This window comes from Streptococcus sp. 3109, from assembly GCF_013276905.1.
GTDB lineage: Bacteria > Bacillota > Bacilli > Lactobacillales > Streptococcaceae > Streptococcus.
In genome coordinates this window covers 26,463-39,084 of the sequence record NZ_VMLY01000021.1, presented here as the reverse complement: position 1 = coordinate 39,084, position 12,622 = coordinate 26,463, and the positions used below count along the sequence as shown (strand labels likewise).

At 39.7% G+C, this 12,622-nt stretch carries 16 protein-coding genes; all 16 read right to left on the bottom strand.

Going from position 1 to position 12,622, the window contains the following annotated elements; translation table 11 throughout:
- Positions 1-7: 7 nt before the first annotated feature.
- A complete protein-coding gene (locus tag HT698_RS09280; RefSeq protein ID WP_173219820.1) occupies positions 8-1,249 on the bottom strand; it encodes a hypothetical protein in 1,242 nt (413 codons plus the stop codon).
- A gap of 302 nt (positions 1,250-1,551) precedes the next feature.
- The gene (locus HT698_RS09275; RefSeq protein WP_112445099.1) at positions 1,552-2,784 is read right to left on the bottom strand and encodes a beta-carotene 15,15'-monooxygenase; all 1,233 of its coding nucleotides are present in this window, start codon (positions 2,782-2,784) and stop codon (positions 1,552-1,554) included.
- A gap of 5 nt (positions 2,785-2,789) precedes the next feature.
- Positions 2,790-2,945 (bottom strand): hypothetical protein, encoded by a 156-nt coding sequence (locus tag HT698_RS09270; protein WP_004237269.1) that lies wholly within the window; start codon positions 2,943-2,945, stop codon positions 2,790-2,792.
- A gap of 30 nt (positions 2,946-2,975) precedes the next feature.
- Complete coding sequence (locus HT698_RS09265; protein ID WP_007284866.1) at positions 2,976-3,173, bottom strand: hypothetical protein; 198 nt, start codon at positions 3,171-3,173, stop codon at positions 2,976-2,978.
- Positions 3,174-3,469: 296 nt separating this feature from the next.
- A complete protein-coding gene (locus HT698_RS09260; protein WP_173219817.1) occupies positions 3,470-4,048 on the bottom strand; it encodes an AAA family ATPase in 579 nt (192 codons plus the stop codon).
- Positions 4,048-4,608, bottom strand: a complete 561-nt coding sequence (locus tag HT698_RS09255; RefSeq protein WP_173219814.1) for a GNAT family protein — start codon at positions 4,606-4,608, stop codon at positions 4,048-4,050. Before HT698_RS09255 ends, HT698_RS09260 begins: the two co-directional genes overlap by 1 nt.
- A 280-nt stretch (positions 4,609-4,888) precedes the next feature.
- Positions 4,889-5,284 (bottom strand): helix-hairpin-helix domain-containing protein, encoded by a 396-nt coding sequence (locus HT698_RS09250; protein ID WP_000038635.1) that lies wholly within the window; start codon positions 5,282-5,284, stop codon positions 4,889-4,891.
- A gap of 95 nt (positions 5,285-5,379) precedes the next feature.
- On the bottom strand, positions 5,380-5,634 hold the full coding sequence (locus tag HT698_RS09245) for a DUF1912 family protein (protein ID WP_000119707.1): 255 nt from the start codon (positions 5,632-5,634) through the stop codon (positions 5,380-5,382).
- A 9-nt stretch (positions 5,635-5,643) separates the two neighbouring features.
- Positions 5,644-6,978, bottom strand: coding sequence for a DUF438 domain-containing protein (locus tag HT698_RS09240; protein ID WP_173219811.1), 1,335 nt, complete (start codon positions 6,976-6,978; stop codon positions 5,644-5,646).
- Positions 6,978-7,211 (bottom strand): DUF1858 domain-containing protein, encoded by a 234-nt coding sequence (locus HT698_RS09235; protein ID WP_000368734.1) that lies wholly within the window; start codon positions 7,209-7,211, stop codon positions 6,978-6,980. Before HT698_RS09235 ends, HT698_RS09240 begins: the two co-directional genes overlap by 1 nt.
- Before the next feature lie 265 nt (positions 7,212-7,476).
- Complete coding sequence (locus tag HT698_RS09230) at positions 7,477-7,659, bottom strand: hypothetical protein (RefSeq protein ID WP_049524272.1); 183 nt, start codon at positions 7,657-7,659, stop codon at positions 7,477-7,479.
- A gap of 1 nt (position 7,660) precedes the next feature.
- Positions 7,661-8,440: a hypothetical protein gene (locus tag HT698_RS09225; protein WP_164226407.1), complete on the bottom strand. Its 780-nt coding sequence runs from the start codon at positions 8,438-8,440 to the stop codon at positions 7,661-7,663.
- A gap of 170 nt (positions 8,441-8,610) precedes the next feature.
- Positions 8,611-8,961: a 30S ribosome-binding factor RbfA gene (rbfA, locus tag HT698_RS09220; protein ID WP_173219809.1), complete on the bottom strand. Its 351-nt coding sequence runs from the start codon at positions 8,959-8,961 to the stop codon at positions 8,611-8,613.
- Positions 8,962-9,126: 165 nt separating this feature from the next.
- The gene (infB, locus tag HT698_RS09215) at positions 9,127-12,012 is read right to left on the bottom strand and encodes a translation initiation factor IF-2 (RefSeq protein ID WP_173219806.1); all 2,886 of its coding nucleotides are present in this window, start codon (positions 12,010-12,012) and stop codon (positions 9,127-9,129) included.
- 16 nt (positions 12,013-12,028) lie between these two features.
- Complete coding sequence (locus HT698_RS09210; protein WP_001041392.1) at positions 12,029-12,328, bottom strand: YlxQ-related RNA-binding protein; 300 nt, start codon at positions 12,326-12,328, stop codon at positions 12,029-12,031.
- Positions 12,321-12,614 (bottom strand): YlxR family protein, encoded by a 294-nt coding sequence (locus tag HT698_RS09205; protein WP_000857560.1) that lies wholly within the window; start codon positions 12,612-12,614, stop codon positions 12,321-12,323. Before HT698_RS09205 ends, HT698_RS09210 begins: the two co-directional genes overlap by 8 nt.
- Between the last annotated feature and the right edge of the window lie 8 nt (positions 12,615-12,622).

Sequence of the window (12,622 nt, the reverse complement as noted above, 5' to 3'; positions counted from 1 at the left end):
TAAACAATTACTTCTCTTTCTTAAACTTTATGCCGTTTTCTTTCAGCTTTTTAACGGTTACGGGACCAATTCCCTTCAAAGCGAGAACTTCTTTTTCAGTCCATTTTTTGAAATCTGAATACCTACGAATCCCATTTTCAACAAAGATGTGAACAAGATCCATCCGAATCCCCTTCATTTTTTCCTCATTCATAAAGGAATGACAATCGGATACCTCGGATAAATTTTTTATCATACTAGAATGATTCGAAAATACTGGTTTACGGCGGAATTTTTGGGCTTCGTTTGTTAAAAATTTCGTTAAAATAATATTTTCTAGTAAATAATCAAACAGAGGATACAAACTAGCTTGTAACGATTCAACTGAATTTGGATAATAGCATTCTTGGTCTTCTATATCTATAACTTTGAATTGCCAATCTTCCTCTATAAAGAATTCAACAGCTTCATCATTGATTTCCACTAATTTTGCAAATAACTGACTGGCTTCCTCAATTTTTCCTTGAGAAAAAGCAGAGATGATGGCATGAATAAGAATGGTATCGTCCCGTTTCCCTTTATTCAATTCTTCACGATAGAAGCGCTCAACCTTTAGTTCCTGACCAGTGATATGATACAAGGAAAGCATACAGAAGACAAAATTAGGAGGAAAACGTTCTGGTCGCTTACTCAAATATAGGTCAATCAATTTCATAGCCTTAGAATTGAAGTTCTCCATCATATAATACTCAATCAGAAACATCAGAGCAGACAGGATAGGGCGTGCTTCAAAATAATTCCAACTATTGTAGCCATTCATTTTCCATTTTTCTAAAACTAGAATTTCAAAATCCAATACTTTTTTAAAGGTTGACAAATCAAAGTCTTCAACCTCTGATAAGAATAGGTGAAAGTCAGCAGCAAAATAATCTGGATTTATTTTTAAAACTTGCTTTAACAATTTATTTCGCTTCTGTGTATTTGGAGTATGCATAGCTTCTCTAAATAAAGCATGATCCTGATTCCAATCAAAAGTCCTATTTTTCAGTTGGTAATTGATTAGCTGAACATCTGGATACTCTCCGTGTTCATCAGCATATTGCATCACTGCTGTATGCAGTTCATCGAAATTTTGAATAGTCCGACGTTCTACAAAAGTTGGATTTTTGGCCATGATTTCTGTCCAAGCAGCCTCTTCTTCAGAAATAACTTTGATATCCAACTTTTGCTGGCGTTTTAATTCTTTTTTTCTATTTTTCTTTTTAGCCATCTATTTTCTCCTCTAACTCATTCTTCAATATATCAAACTCTACCTCTGCTGTATTGGATATTCTTACGACCTCGGATACAGGCTTGAACGGGAATCTAAGCTTCTTTGTGATTCATTTGCTTTGAAGGTTGTACCCCAAGCCTGACCAAGGTAGAGTTTTTCCAGTTACATTTGGTGGTCGGAATCACGAATGAAAAAGGTTGAGACTTTTGAACTTCTTGAGTCTTGAGAACATCTTCATGAAGTTGTTTTGTTAACGACCAACCTAAACATAGGATGGAGTGTATTTAGGTGAAAGTTATTTAGACATTATTTTTTCTCCTTTTATGAATATTTCTTTTATATCTACGATTTATTAATATACTATGCATATTGTCACGATACACGTAATATCCATTATAGGTGTTTAAATAGAAATATTGTAATAACCAAATTATAATCTTCCCAATAACTAATGATAATATGAAACAAACGAAAATAATTATAGTTGAGGCAAATAATTCAGACATCCAATCAGCTTCGGGAGTTATAAATTCGACCAATTTCTTCTTAATCTTTAAACCCCAAATAATTTCGGTTAACTTTGGAATAATACTCAACATTAATAGAGTAAGAAAACCATATAGTTGAGTTCGATAGAGGTGTCTATCCATTTTCTCAGTTCTTATTGGTTTTTTCTTATGTTTTTTTGTATCGAATTGAGAATTTATTTCTCCAATTAGACTAGGAATTAAAATTGGCAAAAACCATGTTAAAGCATTTATTAATTCATTTTCAACTTGATTAAATACTGCTAACAGTAATATACAGATTGAACCAATTAACCATGATGCTATTACTTCTTTGGTATCTTTTGCACCATGTCTAATTAGATTATAAATCATCCACCAGCATATTAAATAAAGTGCAATAAGTGAACTGAACATAAGAATGTCAGTTATTAAATCAGAATGAAAATCAATAACATTAGAAATAAAGTAATAAATATAGATATAATACCATAAAAACGAAATAATAAGCATCGTGGCATATACATTCCACAGTGTCTTTCCCTTTACGATATCTATTTTATTAACTTTTTGAAATATCTTGATTGATCCTACAGTTTTTATAACAGATAATACAAATGGTAATATTAAAAGTATTACAATGATAATCCAGTTATTTATGTGATTTTTACTTATGCCATAATTAATAAAAAAATATTGAGATAAGTTGATTAAAGTTGATTCAACTAGATTTAGGTTATAAAGAATGTAAGTCAAGATTCCGCAAAATATTCCATCCCATGCGTTCATAAAAGCTAAAGATTTAGTACTTTTAGTAAGAAAAACTCTAAACTTATTAAATCGATTTTTATAGTTAAACACATATATTAGTATCAAGGCAAATTGTAAAATTATAACTAATTTAAAATCGGTAAGACAGAATATAATTAGAGATATTATTGGAAAATACGTTAGCGCATACATAAGTATTTTCCAAGTTTGAGCAAAAAGATTCTTCAATCTATTGTCAGTATTAAAATAATACATTAATTTCAATCTTTGCCTCCTAAATCTAATCTAAAGGTTGGTAAATCAAAATCTTCAACCTCTGATAAGAATGGGTGAAAATCAGCAGCAAAATAATCTGGATTGATCTTTAAAACTTGTTTTAACAGTTCATTTCGCTTCTGTGTATTTGGAGTATGCATAGCTTCTCTAAATAAAGCATGGTCCTGATTCTAATCAAAAATCCTATTTTTCAGTTGGTAATTGATTAGCTGAACATCTGGATACTCTCCATGTTCATCAGCATATTGCATCACTGTTGTATGTAGTTCATCGAAATTTTGAATGGTCCGACGTTCTACAAAAGTTGGTTTTTTAGCCAGTAGTTCTGTCCAGACAACCTCTTCTTCAGAAACGACTTTGATATCCAACTTTTGCTGGCGATTTAATTCTTTTTTCTATTTTTCTTTTTAGCCATCTATTTTCTCCTCTAACTCATTCTTCAATAAATCAAACTCTACCTCTGCTGTATTGGATATTCTTACGACCTCGGATACAGGCTTAAATGGGAAATCCCAGTTTCTTTGTGATTCGTTTACTTTGAAGGGTGTACTCCAAGCGCGATTAAGGTAGAGTTTTAAAGTTACATTTGGTGGTAGGAATCACGAACGAAAAAGATTGAGACTTTTGAACTTCTTGAGTCTTGAGAACGTCTTCATGAAGTTGTTTAGATATGTGTGTGTCCTTTCTCTATTTTGTTCATTTTATTTTGAATTTGCTTAGCAGCTTCTTCTGCAGACAAATTCGTATTATTTATTTTAAAGTAGTGGTGTAGCTCATTCGGTTGATGTTGGGAATTTAATTGAAGTGTTTCAGTGGTTTCTAAAATTTCTCTTTCAGATACCTCAATATGTCGTTTTAAGGGTTTGTGCTTTAATCGATTCTCCGTTCGATTTCGATGTAAGCGCTCCTCAAGACTTGTTTCCAACTCCACAAACAGAATCTCTTGATGATAGTCATTCAACAAATCCTGAATTTGCTTTAAATACATCAGCTGGTACTGATTTGAAAAATCAATTACGTCAGTTAAAATTACTGATCGCTGATTTCTTGCACTTGCTCCAAGGAAAGAAAAGGTGATTCCACGAACAAATTCCCACATTTCCTCTGTAAAGTCCTGATAGATTTCTAGTGCAAAATCGATGGCTTGATGGTTATAAAAGAGGGTAGCATCTGTCAGTCGAGATAATTCTTGACCAATGGTCATTTTTCCTGATGCTGGAGCACCAATGATGAAAAGATGCATCAAATTACCTCCCACTCACTCCTCAGCAAGCCATATCTCAAATCATCACAGCGATTGCCTTGGGCATCTTTGCGGTCTCGGATGCGAGCTTCCAGAGTAAAGCCAAGTTTCTCTGCGACTCGTTGACTTTGGGTATTGTAACCAAAGCAAGAAAGTTCAATCTTGTGAAGACCTAGTTCTCTAAAAGCTATGTCAATCAAGGCACGCGCTGCTTCTGGCACATAACCTCGTCCCCAATAGTCTGGGGGCAAGGTGTAGCCAATCTCCAGTACATCGTCTTCGTGCCGATGGTTGAAATCAACAGAGCCGATGACTTTATCGGTTCCTTTGACGACAATTCCGTAGCCAGCTGGGAGATTTTCCTTTTGATTGCGCTCGGGAAGGATATGCTCCAGATAATAGATTTCATCTTCCAAGGTCTTGACGGGCGGAAAGCCCGCTGGGTAAGCGACCTCCGGCAAACTAGCGTAGGTATGGATACCCTCAGCATCTGCCACTGTACGAACTCGTAGGACGAGTCGTTCGGTTTCTAAGCGTTCTGGTAATTCAGCTCTTGTCATCCTTCTTCCTCGCTTTCTACAAAAAAATCGTCCCTGCCATCTACATGACAGGGACGAATGTATTTATCCGCGGTACCACCCAATTTCGGGCAGTTGCCCGCAACTCTCGTCTTTAAAACAAAAAGACACTTTTATTTCAATTTTTCATCCATTAGCAACCAGTTTTGACACATTTGTGGACTTCTCAGCTCCGCCACTTTCTGTAAAATGTGGGATTCAAAACACCTCTAATGGCTCTATTGTAGCAAGATTTTAACGGAAATGCAAGGAACAAGAAAAATTACTTGAACTTGATACCATTTTCTTTCAATTTCTTGATGGTAGCTGGGCCGATTCCTTTCAAGGCAAGAAGTTCTTTTTCAGTCCAATTTTTGAAATCTGAAGCAGATTTGATGCCTTCATCATAGAAAGTTTTGGCACGATCAAGTGGAAGTCCACCCAAGTTTGCTGCAAAATCTTCTACAGAATTGGCTACTTTTTGAGCTTGCTCTTTGGTAGCTTCTACTGCTTGTTCAACTTTTTTAGAAACAGCCTTACCAGCTTGGCTTGCTGACTGTTCTGCACGTTTCACGACTTTTTTTGTCTCTTCTACAACCTTAGTCACAGTACTTGAAAAGGCACCTGCACGACGGAGGCTATTTCGTAATTGTTTTTTACGATTGAGTTTCTTTGACATGATAAAATCCTTTCAATAAAAAACCCCTGCTCTGACAAGGATTTAATATAAATATTCTATCAAGATTTTAGTAAAAAATCAAGAACCTTTCTCGTTTAATAATTCCGCTCACCAAATAAGCCTTCTGGCAAATCATGAAATCCCTTGCCTGCTTTGAAGTTTTCAAACTTACCAAGCAAGAACTGATAAGCATCCAAGCGGCTCTCATAACGAATCATGGCATCTTTGGCACGCTCGTCCTGGTCTTCTTCGTAAACTTTTTGACTTTCCTTGTGCGCCATGTCGTTAATCATGATTTGGGTATTGACCCAAGCTTCAAATTCCTTCATAAATTCTTGTTCGTAACTCATTTTTTCTCCTTATTCTAATCCACGGAAATAGTCCGTATCAATCTCACGGTAGGGCTGAATATCCTGAACATACTCCAACACACCTTGGAATTCTCCCTCTTCATCGTGCACTGCTGCGTAGGTGATGTGGACAAACTTACCTCGCGACTCAGACTTGAACCACATTTCATACTTATCCTTGGTCCCCTCACGAAGTCCCTTCATGATAGTCTTGACCTTGTCCAAGTACTTAGGCGGATGGCAGAGTTCGACATTGCGCCCAACTTGAGACGGTGTCCGTTTGAAAATCATCTCATCAGCTGGCGTATTGTCATTGTAATACTGGAAAATATCGTCTTTATTGACAAAGGTAATCTCCATGGGGAGGTGATTGAGGATGAGATTTGCCTGCTCGACCGATAGATAGCCATTCCCAAAAGCCTGTTGACTATGACGATCCAGCACTGCTTCCTTTTCCTTAGGTGTAAAGGTGATAGTAAACTGACCCTCTGGCGTATCGATAACTTGGTGAACTTGGCCTTCTGTCGTATCTAGTTGTACGGGCTCCTCTGCACTCTTTTCCTCGACAAAACTCTGGCGTTCTGGCACCCATTTCTCAGATGGACGGATGATGGCATAACCATAGGCATCGCTCTCCTCCGCAATCTGAAGCCAGTCATCCTGAGTAAAGGACTCAAGGAGAATCATAAGGAGGATGGACTCTTCCTTGAAAATCATACTTTCAAACTCTGTCGCAAAGGCTTCAAAAGATTCTTTTACGCTGCTAATTGACACTTCTGGTAGTGACTTGGCTGTCGCTAAAGCTGTTTGAAAGAGTTCCCTGATCTGATCATCCACTCCCCACATAACTTTTGGGGGTGAATCGTGTCCATAGCGCTCCATGATAGGAAAGAAGAGTTCTTCTTTACGTTGGTAATGGATGTCAAATTGCCCCACAAGTCCCATCTGACGCACCAAACCCTTACGCATCTCCGCAAGCATTTCTTCATCTTCCATAGACTCATAGGTATCTAACAGTCTCCGAATGCGAATCAAGGCAGCACGGAGGGCCAGATTTTCTTCCTTAAAGATCCGAACTGGGTGGCCAGGATGCTCGGTATCCTCTACTTCGACACCCTTAACAGCATTTTTAAAAAGATTGGCATGGACATCACAGAGTTCCATGACATCTTCAAATGTGACACCTGAGTCTGAGTTCATCAGTTCGTGCTCCATGAGGGAAATCTCAATGGCTGAAACACCTGTAAAGGTCGCATCAAAACGCTCCTGAACCGACTCAGGAGAGGCACCATTGTGCAATTCTAACAAAATATCCCGTAGGACATGAATCCGTTCATCTGCCATTAGTCTAACCCAATCACTTCGTAGCCGTTTGCTTCCAGCGTACGGACAATCTTGTCCATAGGAGTTCCTTCAAGCTTAGAACCCTGTTTGAGTGATACTTTACGACCGATAGTATTACGCATCAAGGGATTAGCAAGAGGTTTGAAACCCAGCTCTACTAGGATTTCCAAGACTTCTGGATGCTTATCCACCACTTCTGCAACGGGAATTGACACATCGATGATATTGTCCATGACGACCTCCACTGAATGTTCTAAAATGATTTTACTGCTTTTATTATACCACAAGGAAAGAGATTAAAAAACTAGCAGTGGAGTTCCTGCTAGTTCTCTGCGACTTGAATTACGGACTAAATAAGTTTAAAGAGCCAATCCAATAGTTTAAATAATAGCTTGTAAAACAGCAATTGGACTGCAAAAGAGATGATCATCCAAAAGAATTTCACAATTCCAATAATCTGTTTAATAAAAAGAATGGCAAGAAGTCCCCAGAAAAATTTCATTCTCTCTCCTCTGGCTTGATGAGCCACCGAGCCGTATCCATTAACTTGTCTGCAATAAAAAGTTTCCCTAGACCGACAACGGCGTGGTCATCTTTCTTTATCGTCTTCATTACTTTTACACCTTGCACGGTCAAAAAGTAATTCCCATAAGTTTTAGCTAGAATTTTTATGAGTCCCATATTACTCTCCTTCGATGATTTCAGCCTCTTTTCGGATTGTTTCAACATCTTCTTGATATTGAACTTCACTATAGTTGACTAGCTTGGATAATTCTTTCTGCAAGCTTTCACCCATCGGTTTCATAGTTGCAAAGGTTAAACCACCTGAAATGATACCTCCCAAGATAGGAATAAATTTCCCCATTCCTTTGGCCAGCCCTCCCTTGGTCAGATTCACACCAAATATTTTTAAGACTTTTTTCAAAATAGGGTACCAAAGCGTCTTTGTTAAGGCTTTATTAGGCACTGTTTTCATTACCTGTTTGGCAATTGTTATACCACCAGCACGTAGCAAGGCAGCGGTTCCATTTACCCCCAACATGACGCCTAGATAAAGCAAGAGGGTATTTTGAGCATCTTCACTCAACTCCTCGCGTGAAGCCCAAAGATCCTCATATCCATAAATATAACCTAGTTCTTGAGCTAATTTTAAAGAAAAAGCATAAAATTGAGCTACATCCGCTGGTATAGTGATTGCCATGGCAAGTCCACCTGGTAATCCTGCCAAAACAGAGGTTCCACTCGCCAATAAAACATTATCCCTAATGCAGACATTAGCCACTCTATCTAAGGTTTCTTGAGATAAGAGAGACGTTGGACCTTGTTCTAATAAGGTAGGAATGTCCTGTGGATCCAATTCTTTGGAAAACTTATCCACTAAAAATTTCGAACGATCAACCTTAACAACAGGTAGTTTCACCACTTGTTGCAATACTTGCATAGCCAACTCTTGTTCAGCCATATACAAACTCCTTATTTCTTTTTTACACTTTATCATATCATATTTCCTAAAAAAAAAAGCATTTTCTGATTAGCTAACATTTAAAAATACAGACCCCCTTTTTAAAAGAATATTTTTCCATTTCAAATTCCACCTACTTTCTCCACCAAAAAAGAGGGTTGCCCCTCTTCTTAGTTCTTATCCAGATTGCGTAGCATCTCGTCAATTTTGTTTCCATACTCGATGGACTCGTCTTTGACGAAGGTCAAATCTGGGATTTTGTACAATTTCAAATTGCGACCAAGTTCACGTTTGATAGTACCAGTTGCTTTTTCAAGCCCGATTTTGGCTTTTTGGTTATCTGAAGCAAGGTTACTCAAAATGGTGTAGTAAACCTTGGCAACAGACAAGTCACCCAGCATCTGGACATCTGTGATGGTCACACCTTGGACACGCGGATCACGGACTTTCTTTTGCAAAATCTCATTGACTTCACGCTTGATTTCCATGCCCACACGATCCGTACGGAAATGATTTGCCATGATATTCCTTTCTCTACTTTGAACCAAAAGCTAGGCCAGCAGACCTAGCTATTTCTATTAGATAGAGGAACTAGAGCCATTTGAATCTAGGAAACAAGCCTTAGATAGAACTGAAGTTCATCAAGGCGCTGTTGACGACGAGTCAAATGAGCTATCGTTTCTCTATTATCTCTTGATTTCTTCCATGACATACGCCTCAATCACATCATCCATCTTGATATCATTGTAGCCGTCAATCATCAATCCACCTTCACGACCGTTTGTAACTTCTTTGACGTCGTCTTTGTAGTGTTTCAAGCTTGCGAGTTCGCCATCATAGATAACGACACCATCACGGATAACACGGACTTTAGAGTCACGGGTAACCTTACCGTTGATAACCATGAATCCACCGATAGTTCCCACTTTAGACACCTTGAAGGTTTCACGGATAACTGCTTCACCGATAACTTTTTCTTCGAATTCTGGATCAAGCATCCCTTTCATAGCTTCTTCCATCTCTTCGATAACCTTGTAGATAATGCTGTGGAGACGGATTTCCACATCGTCAGCTTCAGCCTGTTGACGAGCTTGTGGTGTCGGGCGTACGTTGAAACCAACGATAAAGGCATTTGAAGCTTCGGCAAGGGTCACATCTGATTCGTTGATAGCACCGACCGCAGAGTGAACGATGGTAACTTTGACACCTTCCACGTCGATCTTTTGAAGTGAGGCAGAAAGGGCTTCAACAGAACCTTGTACGTCGGCCTTGATGATAACGTTAACTGACTTGAGTTCACCAGCTTTAAGGGTATCAAAGAGGTTTTCAAGGCTGACACGTTGGGTAGCTTGACGTTGTTTCATGAGGGCACGTTTGGCACGCTCTTCACCTGCTGCACGCGCAGATTTTTCATCTTCGTAAACTGCAAAGTGGTCACCTGCCATTGGCGCTTCGTTCAAACCTGTGATTGAAACTGGTGTTGATGGACCTGCTACCTTAACACGACGACCAAGGTCGTTGGTCATAGCACGGACACGACCGAAGGTATTTCCGACAACGATAGGGTCTTGGACATTCAAGGTACCTTGTTGAACAAGAAGGGTTGCGACCGCACCTTTTCCTTTATCCAGGCGAGCTTCGATAACTGTACCGATCGCACGAACTGTTGGGTCTGCCTTGAGTTCTTGGATTTCAGCCACAAGAAGGACTGTTTCCAACAATTCTTCGATGTTTTGGTTGAATTTAGCTGAGATTTCAACAAATTCAGAATCTCCGCCCCAAGCAGTTGACATAACTCCATGCTCTGCCAATTCACCAATAACACGTTCTGGGTTGGCACCTGGTTTATCAATCTTGTTGATAGCTACGATAATTGGAACGTTGGCTGCTTTTGAGTGGTTGATGGCTTCGATAGTCTGTGGCATAACCCCGTCATCTGCCGCTACAACCAAGATGGTAATATCGGTAACAGATGCACCACGCGCACGCATTGATGTAAAGGCCGCGTGTCCAGGTGTATCAAGGAAGGTAATCTTCTTGCCATTTTCCACAATTTGGTAGGCACCGATATGTTGAGTGATACCACCTGCTTCACCTGTCGCAACACGAGAGTTACGAAGGGTATCTAGGAGAGTTGTTTTACCGTGGTCAACGTGTCCCATGATAGTTACAACTGGTGGACGCTCAACCAATTCATCTTCATTGAGATAACCATCCTCGACAAAGAAACGTTCGATATCGGCATTATCCACTTCAACCTTTTGTTTGGCTTCGATACCGTAATCCACCATGAGGAGTTCAATTGTTTCCCCATCCAAGGATTGGTTCTGTGTGGCCATGACACCCATCATGAAAAGTTTCTTAACGATTTCAGCTGGTTCACGTTTGATACGTTTTGCGATTTCCGCAACGGTCATACCATCTGTATACTCAAATTCTGTTGGCAATTCATGGAATTTACGCTCTGTAACAGGTTTTGGAGTCTGATTACGGTTGTTCTTGTTATTGCCTTTTTTGTTCTTTTTGTTGTTATTCCAGTTACTATTCTTTTGATTTCTCACTTGATTTTGACTACTTCGATTCTTTTGTTGTTTTCTAGGACCATCTTCTTCGTGATCATAATCGTCACGATTTTTGTCTGGTCGAGCTTGTTTTTTACGACGTGTATCCACTGCAGGTTCTTTTTTCTCAGGGACGACTTCAACCACTGCTTGAACTTGCTGTGCTTGCTGCGCTTGTTCAGCTAACTTAGCCGCTTCTTCAAAGATTTCCTCTGGTTCCTTGCGTTTGTTAGCTTGAGCCAAGGCTTCTTTAGCAGCCTGATACTGCTTGAAGCGTTCCTCACTTGAACGTGCATATTCTGCATTTTGCTCTGCTTTGAGGGCTGCTGCACGGGCTTTAAAGTCAACACGTGGAGCCGCTTGATTTGGACGTTTGTCCTCTTGTTGACGGCGATCGTTTCCACGATTTTGCTGACCTTGCTGTTTCTTCGCTTGGTCATTAAAGCGACGATTGTCGCGGTTGCCTTGACCTTGTTTCCCACCATTACGACCGTCGTTTTTCTGACGGTTTCCGTTTTGTTGTTGGTCACGGTTATTGCCCTTATTTTGCTTGCGTCGTTCTGCCTGCTCTTTGGCACGGGCTTCACGCTCAGCCTTGAAATTACGGCTTTGCGGTTTAGCCGCTACTTTTTCTGCTTTAGGAGCGACTGGCTCAGCTGGTTTTACCTCTTCCTTGGCTACAGCTGGTTTTACTGGTTCAGACTTTTCGGCTTTCTTTTCTGCACTTGCTTCTGGGGCTGCAGGTTTTGCCTCTTCCTTAGCTACAGCTGGTTTAGCTGGTTCAGACTTTTCGGCTTTCTTTTCTGCACTTGCTTTTGGTGTTGCAGGTTTTGCTTCTACTTTCGGAGCAGCTGCAGGCTTAAAGCTGGCAGCAATTTTTGCAGCGACAGCTTCTTCCACACTTGATGAGTGGCTTTTCACATCCAAGCCCAACTCTTTTGCACGCGCTACAACTTCTTTACTTTCTTTTCCAAGTTCTTTTGCGATTTCGTACAATCTTTTCTTAGACAAATCATGTCCTCCTCTTCTATTCCATAAGAGACCTCATTTTCTTTGTAAATCCAGCATCTGTTACAGCCAAAACCTTTCTCGATTTCCCGACTGCTATGCTTAATTCCAGTGTTGAAAACACGGTTACAATTTCTACTTGATAATAATGACTTTTATCTTGAATCTTCTTGGTTAGATTGGGTCCAGCATCATGAGCTAGAAAGACCATCTTGGCCTTGCCGTCTTGAATGGCCTTGACCACCAATTCTTCACCCGATATAATCCGCCCTGCTCGCTGAGCAAGTCCCAAGAGATTGCTTATCTTTTGCTTATTCAAGTCCTAACTCTCTTCTTTTCACTTTGTGATCCACATAAGCGATCAACTCGTCATAAAAGCTTTCTTCCACTTCCATGTTAAAGCTGCGGTTAAAGACCTTCTTCTTTTTAGCCTCTAAGGCTTCTGCATTGTCTAGCTTGATATAAGCGCCGCGGCCATTGGCCTTGCCTGTCGGATCGATAAAGACTTGCCCTTCCTTGTTCTTGACAATGCGGAGCAAATCACGCTTATCAATCACTTCATTGGACACAACAGACTTGCGCAAAGGGATTTTTCTTGTTTTCATCTTTCCCT